Genomic DNA, 15,540 nt, shown 5'->3' on the forward strand with positions numbered 1-15,540 from the left:
CGGACGATCGGAGCATTGGTGCGGCCGGGGGAATTGTGAACTGGTGACGTTTTCCTGCTCGTTACTCGCTACGCACGCACACAGCCCGCTTGAACTCCGAAAGGGTCCGTACTCGAGATGAAGTCGACCACCCGAGGAACCGTCGCCGCAGCGCTCATGGCGGCCGCGGCCGGTGCCGTCGCCGCGACCCCCGCCGCCGCGGTGGGCACGGTCCCCGTCCCCCTGCCGCTGGGCGGCGTCGAGAAGTCCCTCCACGTGGAACTGCCCGAGGTCACCGGCCAGGTGCCCGTGCCGAAGCCGGGCGCACCGGAGGGCCCCCGGTACGTGGAGGGCCGGCTCCTCCCGGCGGGGGTGGTGCCGCGGCTCCCCGTCAGCGGCGGGCTGCCGGGCCTGGACATGCGCGCCCCGGTGCCGCACGTCCTCGGTGACGACTTCGACCACGTCGGCGTCGACGCCCCCGCCTCCGACCTGCGCACCCTCGGCCCCGGCCTGGCCGTGGACGCGCCGCTCACCCCGCCCAACGCCGACGCCTTCGGGCTGCCCGACCTCAAGCTCCCGCAGGCCGGCGTGCTCACGCCGGTGCTGCAGGCGACGCCGGCGGCGGACCTGGGGATGAGCAGCGGGCTGTAGGGGCGCCGCCGTCCCTCGACCCCGCTGCCACGCGGGTGCGCGTGCGTCCCCGTCCACCTCGCCACGCGAAGGCCCCCGTACGTCCCCGTCCACCTGTCCGCCCGTGCGGGCCCGGGCCTGCCCCCCCGGGCCCGTCGGCCTGTTCCGGCAGGGACGGACGGGGTGGCCCCGCTCCGGTCGGGCCGTTCGGGGGCCCGGCGGTGACCCGGGGGCCCGGTTCGCGGTTACCGCTGTGAACACCCGCAACCGGACCGGACGTAGGAGTGCAGCATGGTCGTTGGCGTCGGTGGACTGCCCGTGGGATCGGAACGCCCCGTACCGGACGCGGGGAGAGCGCGGCAGGCACCGGTGACGCGCCGCAGGGACGTGCTGCGGGGGCTGTTCGGCGCCGGTGCCGTCGCCGCGATCGCCCCGGTCGTGGCCGCCTCCCGGCCGCCGGGCGGCAGCGGTGGCGACGGCCCGCGCGACGCCGGCTTCGACGTGACCTACCGGGGCCGCCACCTCGTGGGCGTCCCGGTCGCCCGGTCGGCCGCCGCCGGGGACGAGCAGTGGCGGGTCACGGTCGACGGACGGCCGCTGCACCTGATGCGCCGCGCCGACGGGAGCTGGCTGAGCATGGTCGACCACTACCGCTCGTACGACACCCCGCTGGACGCCGCCCGCGCCGCCGTCGACGAACTGGGCCCGGGGGAGCACCTGCGCGACCCCGGTCCGGGTACCGCACCCGAGCACACGGACATGGGGGGACACCATGGTCTACACCCGTAAGGACGTCAGCAGGCTGACCGCGTCGGAGAAGCGCCGCTTCGTCAACGCGCTCCTGGCGCTCAAACGCCGCGGCGAGTACGACGAGTTCGTACGCATGCACATCGACCACTACGTCTCCGACGGCGAGGGCGGTCTGCGCTCGGCCCACATGGCGCCCTCGTTCCTGCCCTGGCACCGGCAGTTCCTGCTGGACCTGGAGCGGGCGCTGCGCCGCGTCGACTCCTCGGTGACGGTGCCGTACTGGGACTGGACCCGCCACCGGTCGGCCACGTCGGTGCCGTGGACGAAGGACCTGCTCGGCGGCAACGGGCGGCGCTCCGACCACCAGGTGACCACCGGGCCGTTCGCCCACGCCACGGGCAACTGGCCGATCAAGGAGAACGTCACCGACGGCGTCTTCCTCACCCGCGACCTGGGGCGCGCGAGCAACCCGATCGAGCTGCCCACGGCCGGCGAACTGGAGTGGGCGCTGAAGGACCCGGTCTACGACACCTCGCCCTGGGACTCGACGTCCGCGAAGGGCTTCCGCAACAAGCTGGAGGGGTGGGGGAGCGGGCGGGGCAGTGCCGCCTGGCGCAACCACAACCGGGTGCACCGCTGGGTCGGCGGGATCATGGTCGGCGGCGCGTCCGTCAACGACCCGGTGTTCTGGCTCCACCACGCCTTCGTCGACCTGCAGTGGACCCGCTGGCAGCAGCGCCACCGCGACGGCCGCTACCTGCCGGCCATGCCGCCCGGCTGGGGCGACCCGCAGCAGGACCGGGTCGTCGCGCGGCACGAGGAGCTGCCGCCGTGGGACGTGACGCCGGCCCAGCTCGAGGACGTGAGCGGCGTCTACCGCTATGCGTGAGACGCGCTGAGAGCGCTGAGCGCGTGGAGGACGCTGAGCGCCTGGAGCGCGTGGAGCGTATGGAAAAGCCCCGGCGCTCGAGGTGCCGGGGCCTTTCCACGCGGTTGCGTGTGCGGTGTGACGGAGGGTCAGCCGCCGTAGTTCTGGCTGCCGCCCTGCTTGCCACCGCCGTGACGGCCGTGGCCGTCCTTGTCGTGACCCTCGTCGCCCTTGTCGTCGCTGACGTTGGCGCAGGTGTTGCCGAACGCCGGGTTCAGCAGGCCGACGATGTCGATCGTGTTGCCGCAGAGGTTGATCGGGACGTGGATCGGGACCTGGATGACGTTGCCCGACAGGACGCCGGGCGAGCCGACGGCCGCGGCGCCTGCGTCCGCGTCCGCCATGGCCAGGCCGGTGCCGCTGAGCACCACGGCACCTGCGCCGAGTGCGACGGCGGCTGCCTTCGCGATGCGAGACATCACGTTCTCCTTTGTGACTCGGTTGGCGCGACAGCAGGAGGTGCCGCCGCACTCCCCGTTCAACGCCGCCGATCAGGGCGGGTCACGGCCGCCCGGCCCCGCGTCACCCTTCTGCGCGCGCGGCGAGCACCGCTGAGCAGCGGGAACGCCTGCCGGATCAGCGCGGTCCGTGAACTGCTGTGATCAGGCGGCGATCAGCTCGTGCGACAACCGCCGCGGCAGCAGCACCTCACCCGTGCGGACCACCGCGTCGAGGAGGGCCCGGGCGCCGAGCACCAGGTGCTCATCCGCGGTGTGCTCCCGGTTGGAGTGCGAGAAGCCGCCGGTGGAGGGCACGAACAGCATCGCCGTCGGAATGCGTGTCGAGATCACCGAGGCGTCGTGTCCCGCGTACGACAACAGCGGCGCGCACCTGTCGGTGTGCCGGCGGCACACCTCCTCCACCACGCCGAGGACGCGCTCGTCGAAGACCGCAGCGGGTTTGGCGCTGGTGCACTCGATGTGCGCGGTGCACTCCTCCTCGGCGGCCACCAGGAGCAGGAAGTCGGTCAGGGCCCGCTCGATCGCGTCCAGCGCCTCCTCCCTGCCCGCCCGGACCTCCAGTTCCACCCGGGCGGCCCCCGGGACCACGTTGGCGGCGGCCGGGTCGAAGGCGATGACGCCTGCGTTGCCGACGGAAGCCGGGTCGGCCTCCTGGCAGATGCTCCTCAACTCGGCCGCGACGCGGGACGCCACCCGGCCGGCGTCCTGCCGCATCTCGAACGGCGTGGTCCCGGCGTGATTGGCCTGCCCGCAGGCGGTGACGCGGTAGCGGCGCACCCCGACGATGCCGGTCACCGGCGCAAGGTCGAGACCGGCCCGTTCCATGCGGGGACCCTGCTCGACGTGCAGCTCGATGTACCCGAACAGATCCTCGGCGTGCGCGTCCCGGGTGAGCGCGGTGGAGCCGGTGAGCCCGCCCTGGCTGCCCTCTCTCACCCCCTCCTCGTCGAACCACGCCACGGACTCGACGTGGTCGGCCATGGGATGGCCCGCCTCGTGGAGCGTGCGCAGGACCTCCATGGCCGCGATCACCCCGTAGGCGCCGTCGAGGTGTCCGGCGGCGGGGACGGTGTCGGAGTGGGAGCCGATGAGCAGCCACGGCCCGGACGTGGCCGAACGGCGGGCGAACACGTTGCCGGTGGCGTCGTAGGACGACTGCAGGCCCGCCACGCGCATGGTCTTGTCGATCCAGTCGCGGGCGGCCATGTCGGCGTCGTTCCCGGCGATGCGGTGGACGGCGCCGTCGGCCCCGGCGCCGATCTGGGCGAGGTGCCTGAGGTCCTTGAGCAGGCGTTCGGCGTTGATCTCCGGTGTGACGGACATGGGATTCCCCCTGGTCGAGCGGTGTGCGGGTGTCGGTGGGCGGTGGGTCAGCGGCGTGCGGACGACAGGGCGACGCCAGCGATGATCAGACCCATGCAGGCGAACTGGGCCACGGTCGAGCCCTCGCCGATGGCGAGGTGGGCGAGGGCCGCGACGCAGACGGGCTGGAGGTAGTAGACGACCCCGGCGCGCGTGGCGCCGATCATCTCGACCGCCTTGTTCCAGACGAAGAAGGCCAGCGCCGACGACGCGACGCCGATGTAGGCGAGGGCGCCGAGATTGCCGCCGGTGGGAGTGAAGCCGCCTTCGGTGTAGAGGGAGACGGCCTGGGCCGGGACCAGCATCACCAGGCCGAACAGCACGGTCGCGGCCAGGAACACCACCGGGGGGATCTCCTTCGGCCTGCGCTTGAGCAGCGCGGAGTACCCGGCGAAGGTGCCCATGGCGGCGATCATCCACAGGTCGCCCACCGCGAAGTCCATGCCGAGCAGCACGGCGAGGCTGCCCTTCGCCACGAGTGCCACCACACCCACGAGGGCGAGCAGCATCCCTGCCGCGCGCAGCGGGGAGATGCGTTCCCCGCCGAGTGCGGCGAACACGGCGATGAGCACCGGGGACGCGGCGGCGATCAGGGCCAGATTGGTCGCCGACGTGGTGCGCCCGGCGATGTAGATGAGCGTGTTGAACAGGGTCATGCCCAACAGGCCCACCAGCGCGATGTACCGGGCGTGCCCGCGGATGGCCGCGCGATGCACCCACAGGCCCTTGGCGGCGAACGGCGCGAGCGTCAGCAGGGCGATGGTCCAGCGCCAGAAGGCGGTCTGGACGGGGGCGATGTCGTCGGACAGGGCACGGGCGATGACGAAGTTCCCGGACCAGACGAGCGTCGCGACCCCCGCGAGGAGGGGGCCGAGCCACAGGGCGGCCCGCTTGCCGGGGCTCACCGGTGGCGCGGTGGCGGCCGGGGCGGCGGATGTTCCTTCACGGGTGGTCATCGGTGTGCCTTCGGTGGTGGTCACCGGGTCGGTGCTCCTTCGGACGGCAGGCGGAACGGACGAGGGGGTGCGATGGACGCGATGGACGCGATGGGTGCGACGGGTGCGACGGGGTGCGATGCCGGTGCGCAGGGCGGCCGACGGTCAGCTCCAGCCGGCACTGTCCGGGGGCGCGGCCACGGTCCGGGCGGTGCTGCCGGTGGTGCCGCCGGCGGTGTCACCGGTGGCCGCCGGCGGGGTGCCGGTCGGCTGGGTGCCGGTCACTCCCAGGACGGCGGTGGCGAGCGCGGACATCGAAACGGCGAACAGCAGGGCGAATCGGCGGAACACGGGCATACTCCTGCACGGTCGGGGTGGTCACCTGGTGGGCCGGATCGCTGCGGTGAGTTCCGCGCTGCCCGGCGATGTCCACGGTGCCCGGGGGGTGGCCCGCCGGGAAGTGCCGCGGGCAGGCAGCAACCGTCCCGGCAGGCTCATGCCTGCTCACCGCGGGCCGCGCGCCGCGCCTCGCGGGCCGGGCGCCGCGGCGGTCCGTCACCCGGTCAGGGCAGCCAGCCGTGCCGCTCGGCGAGTACCCCGGCCTCGAACCGTGAGCGGGCCTCCAGCCGCTGCATCAGCGACGACATCATCCGCCGCGCGGTACGCACCCCGATGCCCAGTTGCTTGGCCGCGGCCTCGTCGGTCATGCCCCGAGCGAGCAGCTTGAGCATCTGCCGCTCCTGACCGGTCAGTCCCTCCCCGTCGCGCTCCCGGTCGGCCGCGGTGCCGAACGACGCCGCCCGCTCCCAGACCGTTTCGTGCAGGGCGGTCAGGGCGGTGATGACGCACGGGCCGGAGACCTGGACGGCTCCCGCGGCGGTGTTGTCCGGGTCGACGGGCAGCAGCGCCGCGGTGCGGTCGAACAGCACCATGCGGATCGGCAGGACCGCCGTGGTGCGCACCTGACCGCCGGAGTCGGTCAGCCACTGCGCGTACCGCAGCGTGTCCTGGTCGTTGCGCACCGAGTCCTGGTAGAGGGTCCGCATCTCCACCCCCCGTCCGAGCAGGGCGGCGTCCAGCGGCTTGGAGGCCTCCAGTTGGGCGAGCGGCTGGGCCCCGCCGGGGTGGAAGGACAGCAGTCGCTCGGTGCAGGAGTGGGTGAGGCGCTCCAGGCGGTCCTGGATGCGCTCGATCGAGGGCAGCTCCTCGTAGCCGTATCCGCCGCCGTCGGCGCGTGCCTGCGTCTCCAGGATCTGCAGCACGGCCGCCCGGCCGGCCGCGAACTCCTCCTGCGCGCGGCGCACTTCCTCCTCGCGGCGGGCCAGGAGGATCTGCACGCCGACGTCGAGACTGACGGGCCGCAGGATCGAGGAGTCGGAGAACTTCGGCCGCAGCAGCCTCAGTTCGCTCAGCCGGTCCAGACCCGCGTGGATCTCCGCCTCCGGCAGGCCGAGATGGACGCTGATCTCCGGAACTCCCCAGCCCGGCCGGTCGAGCATCGCGCGGTAGACGGCCTCGGACGTGGTGTCGACCCCGAGTGTGGACAGCACGGCAACTTCCCCCGTTGGTGGTTACTGCGCGCCCGGGCGGGATTCTTCCACGGCGGGCAGGTTCGTGCCCAGCCGGTTCCTGCCAGGAGCGGCCCCTGTCCCGGGTCCCCGGGCGCGGACAGGCTGGCCGCCATGCGAATCTCCGCCGTGACCCTGGCCCACGAGTACGGTGCCGTGCCCCCGCCCGGGCTGGCCGACATCCTGTGGGCACAGGCCCACCCGGCGGACGGCGTCGAGCACATCCGCGTCGCCGCGGGCAGGGGGCGGGCGGTGATCACGTACTTCCTGCGCGCCGGTGACGACCGGTCGGCCGTCGCGGCGGCCAGGCAGGTGACGAACCGGGCGATCACCCAGGCACCGTCCCTGCGCGGGTGGCGCACCGTGTGAACCGTTCCATCCGTGGCGGGGACCGGCGTGGTGCGGTGCGAGATACCGCAGCCTCCACCTCCAGCCTCTGCGCCGCCTCACGCGCTGGGGCTCCGGACCGGGCGTCGTACCTGCGGGTGCTGGAGGCCGGCGGACCCTGGGTGCCCGACTTCGACCGGAGCGGGCGCGGGGGCCTGACTGACCGGCGGCCTGGTCCCCGCCGTTCCCGTACGGTCACGTGTCTGGCACGGGCTCTGCGTGTCTGCCATCAGCCGTGCGCTACTCGTAGATGGTCGCAGCCTGCAAGGCTCGCGCGAAGAAGCTCCAGTCACCGCTGGCGGGCAGACTCAGGCCGGCATTGCTGAACCAGCCGTCCGCGTCGTGGATCCAGGCTGCCAACGCCTCCAGGAAACTCGCGAGATCCGCGTTCTCCCATGACTGGCCCCCCTCGGTATGGCTGCGGTGGAGGGCACGGACGAAGGCAGCCAGGTCTTCTCTGCTGTCGACATGATCAGGAGAAGTGTTCACGAGCGGCACCCTACTGGGCACCCCCGTGGTGGGGCCGAGCCTGCTGAACACCGCTTAGACCGTGAACTGACTTCGGGCCAGCTTCGTCGGTACAGCTGGGAGCAGCTGGAGGACGAGCTCCTCCCGGGTGGGCCCCAGGCGCTGAAAGGCTGCTGGGCTGATCAAGTCCGCATGGCACGCGAGGGGCTGTCCTGGTCAGCTCCGAGACACCAGCTCGATCGTCACTGGTGCCGCTGATTCGAGGTCGATCGTGTCTCCGTCATCCTCGGACAGAACCTCGTCCGGGTAGTCGGCAGGCACGACGACCAGCATCGTGTGAGGGCGGGCAAGCCAGCCGACATCCTGCGGAGGGTCGTAGCGGCCGATATCGATGATCCGCACCAGCGTCTCGGGTATGCCCACGAGGCAGCTGTCACCGACGTGCAAGTTCCATGGCTCAGGATCGGTCTTGAACAGGCTCATGGTCCAGTCCGGCGAGTCGGGCGACATCCCGAAGGCCCGCTGTCCGTTCCACTTGAACTGAGATTGCGGATCGATCTCGGCCCACGGCCACTCGACCGAGGCGTGGAAGCGGGACACCGCGGCCACTCGGCCTTCCGCCGGCGGGCAGCTGACACGTACTACGTCGCCCACCTGAAACTCCCGATCTGGTGTGCCTGTGCCCATGGTTGCCCCTGTGGTTGCTCGCTCCGAGAGGTGCACCGTACCGGCCGCCTCAATTGGAACCCGCCCCGGCTCCCATTCCGTCTGCCGTGCACTGGGCGGATGCTGACCTGGATGGGGGATCTTTGAAGATCTTTCGGAGTGCCCAGTGCCCAGTGTTGTTGCCGAACGCCGCGAGCGGCTGGGATTGGACGTCCGATTCCAGCGTGACGCTGCTTTCTCGGCCCAGGTGTCCCGCCACACACCGTCCGCGACATCGTCGGACATAGCACCTCTGATGTGGCTCTGAACCGACTGGGGGCCTGCTGGCCGGAGAGCGACGCGGACGTTGCCGTCAGCCGTGCCGTCAGAGACGCGAAAAACGCCCGGGGAGGGAGGTCCCCTCCGGGGTGTTTCCGCTGGTGGAGAGTGGCGCCCCCGGCAGGACTCGAACCTGCGGCCAAGCGCTTAGAAGGCGCCTGCTCTATCCACTGAGCTACGGGGGCCGGCGGTGGTGGCCTCGTCCGTACTGCCCTGGTGGGGGCCGTTCCGTGACGTTGCCGGGGACAAGGATAGGGCTCCCGCGTCCTCGTCCCGGTTGCTTCGCCTCCGTGGCTCGATGTGGAGGTTCGGTGAAGCGGTTCCTGATAATCGCAGGCAGGTACGAATCGCGCAGCGCTTTTCGCGCCACGACGGCCGGGTGTTGTGCACTCGTTATGCCTGACCCGTGCCCCTGTCCTGCTCACCCCTTGTATCCCTTCTGTCCGGTCGGCGCGCAGACATGCTCATATGCTTCATAAATCCCCCGAAGTTGGGCATTCTTCGCATGTGGTGACCTTGGACGTACGGCCTCAGCTGCTCGACGCACTCTCCGCCCTGCGCGACCGTGTCGCCGCCGCACGCTTCCCGCTGCCGCTGGCGGGGGCCCCACGCGCGCGTGCCAACCGCGACGAACTCCTCGCGCAGCTCGACGACTACCTGGTGCCCCGGCTCAAACAGCCGGAGGCCCCCCTGCTGGCCGTCGTGGGCGGATCGACCGGCGCCGGCAAGTCGACCCTCGTCAACTCCCTGGTGGGACGGCGCGTCAGCGAGGCCGGAGTGCTGCGGCCGACGACCCGCACCCCCGTGCTGGTCTGCCATCCGGAGGACCACCACTGGTTCAGCGGCATGCGCGTCCTGCCCGAGCTCACGCGCGTGTGGACGCCCCAGCAGGAGACCGGCGACGACCTGCTGCTGCCCGGCGACGACGGACAGCGCGTGCTGCGCGTCGAGACCGTCGACACCGTGCCGCCCGGCATCGCCCTCCTCGACGCGCCCGACATCGACTCGCTCGTCGCCGACAACCGCTCCCTGGCCGCCGAGCTGATCTGCGCCGCCGACATCTGGATCATGGTCACCACCGCCGCCCGCTACGCCGACGCCGTCCCCTGGCACCTGCTGCGCACCGCCAAGGAGTACGACGTCACCCTCGTGACCGTCCTCGACCGCGTGCCCCACCAGGTCGTCTCCGAGGTCTCCCGGCAGTACGGCGCCCTGCTCACCAAGGCCGGACTCGGCGACGTACCGCGCTTCACGGTGCCCGAACTGCCCGAGTCCGCCTGGGGCGGCGGGCTGCTCCCGGCCAGCGCCGTCGCCTCGCTGCGCACCTGGCTGGTCCACCACGCCCAGGACCCCGGTTCACGCCAGTACGCCATGGCCCGTACGGCGCAGGGCGTCCTGAACTCCCTCAAGTCCCGGCTGCCCGAGCTGGCCAGCGCCGCCGCCGTCCAGTACGCGGCCGCCCTGCGGCTCACCACCGCCGTCGACAGCGCCTACGACAGCGAGTACGCACGCCTGCGCGGGCGGCTGCAGGGCGGTGCCGTCCTCGCCGGTGACGCCCTCAAGCGCTGGCGCGCCTTCCCCCTCGACTGCACCGCGGGCGAACTCCTCGACGCGCTCGTGGAGAGCCTCGCCTCGCTGCTGCTGTGCGCGGTCACCGCCGCCGACGAGCGGGTCGACCAGGCCTGGCGCCTGGAGCCGGGCGCCGCCACGCCGGAACTGGCCGACCCCGACCCCACCGGCGCCGACGCCGAGCACCGCATCGCGCTCGCCGTCCGGCGGTGGCGGCGGGAGCTGGAGGAGTACGCCGAGGAGGAGGTGCGCGAGATCGACCGCGGCGCCGCACCCGACCCCGAGGTGGTCGCCGCGCTCGTCGCCACCGCGCTGCTGGGCGGCCGGCGCGCGCGGTCGGCGGGCGAGGGGCTCGCCGGGCGCATCGGCGCCCACGGCGCGCTGCGGCTGCGCGACCGGGGCGGGCGGCTGCTCGCCGAGCACCTGGACCGGGTGATGCACGCCGAGCGTGAGCGCCGGCTCGCCCCGCTCGACGGCCTGGACGTGCAGGCCGAGCCCCAGGCCGAACTGATCGCCGCGCTGTCCGTTCTGCAGAAGGAGAGGTGACCGGTGACCGCCGTCACTGACCAGGACCACGACCCGGCCCACGCGCACGTGAAGGAGGGCGCCGAGCGGACCGGCCCACCGCGCCCCGCGTTTGAGCCGGCCGCGGGTGCCGCCGCCGGAGCGACGTCGTCGCGTGGCGAGGGGGTGTCGTCGAGTGGCCAGGACACGCCGTCGGGCGGCCAGGGGGCGTCGTCGTCGGAGAACGGGGCCTCGTCCGGCGAGGGTGCCGTGGCGCGGCGGGACGCCGGCGAGGACGGGCGCGCGGGGGCGCCGGCGGGTGGGGAGGACGCGACCGGTTCGGCTGACGGTGATGGCAAGGGTGATGGGGATGGTGATGACGGTGACGGTGACGGTGGGCGTGTCGGTGCGGACGCTGAGCGCGGGCGGGACGGCGTGAACGGTGCGCACACGGTGAAGGAGCACGAGCGGCACGCGCGTGGGGAGTCCGGGGACGCGTCCGTAGGAGTGAAGTCGGGTGCGGGTTCCGCGCCGGCGAAGGCGGCGGACGCGCCCGAGCGGGTGAAGGCCGGTGACGGAGCCGCGGCCGAGAACGCGGCTGAGGGCCACGCGCGCGTGAACGGCGACGGCGGCCGCCCGCGAGGGCGAGGTGACGCGCGCGAGAAGAGCGGCGACGACTCCCCACGTCGTACGGACCCCCCTGCGCCCCGCGCGGACGACTCCGCGCGGCGGGGGGACGACTCCGCGCGGCGAGGGGACGACTCCGTGCGGCGGGGGGACGACGCGGGCGCCTGGGACGACGGGCTGATCGCGCGGCGGGTGAGCGAGAACGCCGCTGCCGCCGCCGAGCAGGCGGGCAGGCGCGAGGCGCGCGGTGCCGGCGCGCAGTCGGCGACCACGCTGGCGCTGGACGGCCCGCTGCGGTCCCGGCTCGACGCGCTGCGTGAACTGGTGGGGCTGTCCCGCACGCGTCTCGACAGCAAGACCCTCGCCGAGGCGGGCAAGGTGCTGGACGAGGCCGCGTCGCGGCGGCGGCTGTCCGGCCGGCACACGGTCGTGGCCATCGCGGGCGCCACGGGCAGCGGCAAGTCGCAGCTCTTCAACGCGCTCGCCGGGGTCACCATCTCCGAGACGGGCGTACGGCGGCCCACCACCGCCTCGCCCATCGCGTGCAGTTGGAGCGACGGCGCGGGCACGCTGATCGACCGGCTCGGCATCCCGGGGCGGCTGCGCAGGCGTCCGGTGCAGAGTCCGGAGGCCGAGGCGCAGTTGCAGGGCCTGGTCCTGGTGGACCTGCCCGACCACGACTCGGCGGCCGTGCAGCACCGCGAGCAGGTGGACCGCATCCTGACGCTGGTGGACGCGGTGATCTGGGTCGTCGACCCGGAGAAGTACGCGGACGCCATGCTGCACGAGCGGTACCTGCGGCCGATGGCCGGGCACGCCGAGGTGATGTTCGTCGTGCTCAACCAGGTGGACCGGCTGCCCGGCGAGGCGGCCGAGCTGGTCCTGGACGACCTGCGGCGGCTCCTCGACGAGGACGGCGTGGCGCTCGGCGAGTACGGCGAACCGGGCGCGACCGTCCTCGCGCTGTCCGCGCTCACCGGGGAAGGCATCGGGGAACTGCGGGAGGTGCTGGGGCAGTTCGTCACTGAGCGCCAGGCCCCCGCACGGCGTATCGCGGCGGACGTGGACGCAGCGGCGGGCCGGCTGCGGCCCGTGTACACCACCGGTCGGCGCGCCGGGCTCAGCGAGGAGGCGCGCGACGAGTTCGCCGCGCGGCTCGCGGACGCGGTCGGGGCCACCGCGGCGGGCGAGGCGGCCGAACGGGCGTGGCTGCGCAACGCCAACCGGGCGTGCGGGACGCCGTGGCTGCGGCTGTGGCGCTGGTACAACGACCGGCGCGAGCCCCCGACCGGCCGGATGCGGCTGCGGCCACCGGCCGACGAGGAGGCGACGGCCCGGCAGCGCGTCGAACAGGCGGTGCGGACCGTGGCCGACCGTGCCTCGGCGGGCCTGCCGGTGCCCTGGGCGCAGGCGGTGCGCGAGGCCGCCGTGCGCGGGGCGCACGGGCTGCCGGAGGCGCTGGACGAGCTGGCCGTACGGGCCGGGCTGCCGCCGGGGAAGCCGCCGCGGCCGGGCTGGTGGCCGGTGGCGGTGCTGGCCCAGGCGTCGATGACGATCCTTCAGATCATCGGCGGGCTGTGGCTGGTGGGGCAGATCGTCGGGTTCATGGCCCCCAACCTCGGCGTGCCGGTACTGCTGATGGTGGCCGGGATCGTCGGCGGTCCGGTGGTCGAGTGGAGCTGCCGGATGGCGGCGCGCGGACCGGCCCGCCGGTACGGCCAGGACGCGGAACGGCGCCTGCGGGAGGCGGCCGCCGGGTGCGGGCGGGCGAGGGTCCTGGATCCCGTGGCGGCGGAACTGCTGCGGTACCGGGAGGTGCGCGAGCAGTACGGGAAGGTGGTGGGGGTGGGCTGAGGGCCGTCAGGGGCGGGGCGGTGTCGCGGTCTTCTGCTGGTCGCTCGGCGGGTTCTCGTCCGGGTGACGGAGTTGTCCACAGGCTGTGGGTGGTCCACAGCGCTCGGCGGGCCCGGCCCGTGCGGCGGCAGTCTGGCTCCACGGCGATCGCGAGAACGCGGTCGGCCGTGGCGGAGCCGCGGCGGTGCGCGAGGTGAAGGCGCGCCGCCACGGCGGACGCGGCCGTACGGGAGGGGCCCGTGCGGGTGTCCGCCCGGCGCGGGGCGCGGGGGCGGGAGGGGAGCTGGACATGAACGAGACGATCGTGTGCGCGGTGGGGAACGTGGCGACGCAGCCGGTGTACCGGGAGTTGGCGTCGGGGCCGTCGGCGCGGTTCCGGCTGGCGGTGACCGCGCGCTACTGGGACCGCGAGAAGAACGCCTGGACCGACGGCCACACCAACTTCTTCACGGTGTGGGCCAACCGGCAGCTCGCCGCGAACGTCGCGACGTCGCTGTCGGTCGGCGAACCGGTCATCGTGCAGGGGCGGTTGAAGGTGCGCACGGAGACGCGGGAAGGGCAGCAGGGGTGGACGTCGGCCGACATCGACGCGGTGGCGATCGGCCACGACCTGTCACGCGGTACGGCGGCGTTCCGGCGGTCGGTCAGGACCGAGCAGCCGGGCGCACCGGGCATGCCGGGGACGGGCGCGGCGCAGCAGCCGGAGCCCAACTGGGAGACACCGGCGCCGGATACGGCGGCGGAGGCGGCCGCGGTGGCCGAAGTGGCCGGGGCGGAGGCCGAGCGGGAACCGGTCGCGGTGACCTGAGCGCGCCCGACCGGCGATCGACGGACGCCCGGGTCGCCCGGGTCGCCCGAGGAGAGGCGTATGAGGGCAAATGCGCCGGTACATGTAGGTGGATTTGTCGATAACCCCAGCTCAGAGGGGCTGGCGGGCGATCTTGGCGATAACGATTCCGAGTCGGATCGGCTCGTGGACGACCTCGCCGGGAAGCGCGGGCCACCGCGTCTCTAGGATGCCGGACGTAGCTCGTGTGGCTTCTGATGCTGCTGGTGGGACCCGGCCCCCCACGTCAACGGGTCCCGCTCGGAGGGGAATTACGTGCTCTCTTGGTTCTCCGCGCCGTTCGCGCGCGGGCGAGGGACGGGCCGCAGGCTCGCCGCCGCGGCCGTGGTGTCGGGGCTCGTCGCCGCCGGTGCGCTGACCGCCGCCGGGCCGGCCGCGGCCGACGCGACGGCGCGGAGCCAGGGCGGCGCGACCGCCACCATGGGCGGCCTGAAGACGTACGGCACCGCGGTGGTGCACGGCGCCGAGGGCGACCAGGAGGTGTCGGCGGGCCTGTTCGAGATGTCCGTCGACGGGGGCGGCACGCTCCAGACGTACTGCGTCGACCTGCACAACCCCACGCAGAAGGACACCCAGTACCACGAGACCCAGTGGAGCGGGACCTCGCTCGCCGCGAACAAGAACGCGGGCCGGGTGCTGTGGATCCTGCAGCACTCCTACCCGCAGGTGAACGACCTGGCGGCGCTCGCGAAGAAGGCGGGCGTCACCGGCGGCCTCACCGAGCAGGACGCGGCGGCCGGCACGCAGGTGGCGATCTGGCGCTACTCGGACGGCGCGGACGTCGACGCGGTGGACCCGCAGGCCGAGGGGCTGGCGGACTACCTGCAGAAGGCGGCCCGCACCGTCTCGGAACCGGCGGCCTCCCTGGCCCTCGACACCTCGGCGGTCTCCGGCCACCCCGGGGAGCGCCTCGGCCCGGTCGTCGTCCGCACGCAGGAGAGCGCCGTCACGGTGATCCCGCCGCTGGACGCGGCGACCACCGGGGTGCGCGTGGTCGACGCGGCCGGCAAGCCGGTGATCACCGCGGCCGATGGCAGCCGGCTGTTCTTCGACGTCCCCGAGGGCGCCCCGGACGGCACGGCCGAGCTGACGCTCCAGGCGTCCACGACCGTCCCGGTGGGCCGCGCCTTCACCGCCGACAGCCGCAGTCAGACGCAGATCCTGGCGGGCTCCAGCGAGTCGACGGTGTCGGCGACGGCGACCGCGACCTGGGCGGCCCGGGGGCCGGTACCGGCCCTGTCGGCGGCGAAGGACTGCACGCACCACGGCCTGGACGTCACCGCCGCCAACCGGGGCGACGAGGACTTCGCCTTCTCCCTCATGGGCACGGAGTACGCCGTCGCCGCAGGCCAGTCGCGCACGGTGACGATCCCGCTGCAGGAGGACCAGGCGTACGACTTCACGATCGCCGCACAGCGCTTCACCGGGGTCCTCGACTGCCGGACGCGCAGCGCGGAGACCGAGACGGCCGACCTGACCACCCAGACCCTCGCGGACCCCAGCCCCGCGACGGTCGGCGGCACGACCACGGACACCAACCTCGCAGAAACGGGCGGCACGAGCGCGACCCCCCTGATAGCGGGCACGGCCATAGCCCTGGTGGTGATCGGCGGAGCGGTGCTGGTTCTGCTGGGGCGCAGGGAGAACGCGGCGGGGGAGTGACAGCGGGGGCCACCCGGCAGATCCC

15 protein-coding genes and 1 tRNA gene are annotated in these 15,540 nt (G+C 73.3%); 8 read left to right on the forward strand and 8 right to left on the reverse strand.

Translation table 11 applies throughout. The features are described 5' to 3' along the window. The first annotated feature begins 117 nt into the window (after positions 1-117). From E4U92_RS00290 to E4U92_RS00300, 3 genes are all read left to right on the forward strand, one after another. Positions 118-630, forward strand: coding sequence for a hypothetical protein (locus E4U92_RS00290; RefSeq protein WP_137298176.1), 513 nt, complete (start codon positions 118-120; stop codon positions 628-630). Positions 631-900: 270 nt separating this feature from the next. Continuing rightward, a complete protein-coding gene (locus E4U92_RS00295; protein WP_137298177.1) occupies positions 901-1,398 on the forward strand; it encodes a tyrosinase family oxidase copper chaperone in 498 nt (165 codons plus the stop codon). After that, on the forward strand, positions 1,382-2,248 hold the full coding sequence (locus E4U92_RS00300; RefSeq protein WP_137298178.1) for a tyrosinase family protein: 867 nt from the start codon (positions 1,382-1,384) through the stop codon (positions 2,246-2,248). Before E4U92_RS00295 ends, E4U92_RS00300 begins: the two co-directional genes overlap by 17 nt. 128 nt (positions 2,249-2,376) lie before the next feature. On the opposite strand, the gene E4U92_RS00305 is transcribed toward E4U92_RS00300, so the two are convergent. From E4U92_RS00305 to E4U92_RS00325, 5 genes are all read right to left on the reverse strand, one after another. Next, positions 2,377-2,706, reverse strand: coding sequence for a chaplin (locus E4U92_RS00305; protein WP_137298179.1), 330 nt, complete (start codon positions 2,704-2,706; stop codon positions 2,377-2,379). Between the two features lie 183 nt (positions 2,707-2,889). Next, a complete protein-coding gene (locus tag E4U92_RS00310; RefSeq protein ID WP_137298180.1) occupies positions 2,890-4,071 on the reverse strand; it encodes a M20/M25/M40 family metallo-hydrolase in 1,182 nt (393 codons plus the stop codon). A 47-nt stretch (positions 4,072-4,118) separates the two neighbouring features. After that, entirely contained in the window at positions 4,119-5,066 is a 948-nt protein-coding gene (locus E4U92_RS00315) for a DMT family transporter (RefSeq protein ID WP_137298243.1), read from the reverse strand. A gap of 144 nt (positions 5,067-5,210) precedes the next feature. Continuing rightward, a complete protein-coding gene (locus tag E4U92_RS00320) occupies positions 5,211-5,396 on the reverse strand; it encodes a hypothetical protein (protein ID WP_137298181.1) in 186 nt (61 codons plus the stop codon). Between the two features lie 212 nt (positions 5,397-5,608). Beyond that, complete coding sequence (locus tag E4U92_RS00325) at positions 5,609-6,595, reverse strand: helix-turn-helix transcriptional regulator (RefSeq protein ID WP_229863432.1); 987 nt, start codon at positions 6,593-6,595, stop codon at positions 5,609-5,611. Positions 6,596-6,727: 132 nt separating this feature from the next. Between E4U92_RS00325 and E4U92_RS00330 the strand changes: the two genes are divergently transcribed. Beyond that, positions 6,728-6,982: a hypothetical protein gene (locus tag E4U92_RS00330; protein WP_137298182.1), complete on the forward strand. Its 255-nt coding sequence runs from the start codon at positions 6,728-6,730 to the stop codon at positions 6,980-6,982. Positions 6,983-7,240: 258 nt separating this feature from the next. On the opposite strand, the gene E4U92_RS00335 is transcribed toward E4U92_RS00330, so the two are convergent. The 3 genes from E4U92_RS00335 to E4U92_RS00345 form a co-directional block, all read right to left on the reverse strand. Further along, positions 7,241-7,489 (reverse strand): DUF7660 family protein, encoded by a 249-nt coding sequence (locus tag E4U92_RS00335; RefSeq protein WP_137298183.1) that lies wholly within the window; start codon positions 7,487-7,489, stop codon positions 7,241-7,243. A gap of 195 nt (positions 7,490-7,684) precedes the next feature. Further along, positions 7,685-8,155: a hypothetical protein gene (locus E4U92_RS00340; RefSeq protein ID WP_137298184.1), complete on the reverse strand. Its 471-nt coding sequence runs from the start codon at positions 8,153-8,155 to the stop codon at positions 7,685-7,687. A 406-nt stretch (positions 8,156-8,561) separates the two neighbouring features. Continuing rightward, positions 8,562-8,637: transfer RNA gene (locus E4U92_RS00345), tRNA-Arg, on the reverse strand. A gap of 322 nt (positions 8,638-8,959) precedes the next feature. Between E4U92_RS00345 and E4U92_RS00350 the strand changes: the two genes are divergently transcribed. The 4 genes from E4U92_RS00350 (at position 8,960) to E4U92_RS00365 (ending at position 15,515) form a co-directional block, all read left to right on the forward strand. Next, positions 8,960-10,567: a dynamin family protein gene (locus tag E4U92_RS00350; protein ID WP_137298185.1), complete on the forward strand. Its 1,608-nt coding sequence runs from the start codon at positions 8,960-8,962 to the stop codon at positions 10,565-10,567. Between the two features lie 723 nt (positions 10,568-11,290). Then, a complete protein-coding gene (locus E4U92_RS00355; protein ID WP_229863442.1) occupies positions 11,291-13,006 on the forward strand; it encodes a YfjP family GTPase in 1,716 nt (571 codons plus the stop codon). Positions 13,007-13,295: 289 nt separating this feature from the next. Beyond that, on the forward strand, positions 13,296-13,814 hold the full coding sequence (locus E4U92_RS00360) for a single-stranded DNA-binding protein (RefSeq protein WP_137298187.1): 519 nt from the start codon (positions 13,296-13,298) through the stop codon (positions 13,812-13,814). A 294-nt stretch (positions 13,815-14,108) separates the two neighbouring features. Then, complete coding sequence (locus E4U92_RS00365; protein ID WP_137298188.1) at positions 14,109-15,515, forward strand: thioester domain-containing protein; 1,407 nt, start codon at positions 14,109-14,111, stop codon at positions 15,513-15,515. Positions 15,516-15,540: the final 25 nt, after the last annotated feature.

It is taken from the genome of Streptomyces galbus, assembly GCF_005280195.1.
GTDB lineage: Bacteria > Actinomycetota > Actinomycetes > Streptomycetales > Streptomycetaceae > Streptomyces > Streptomyces galbus.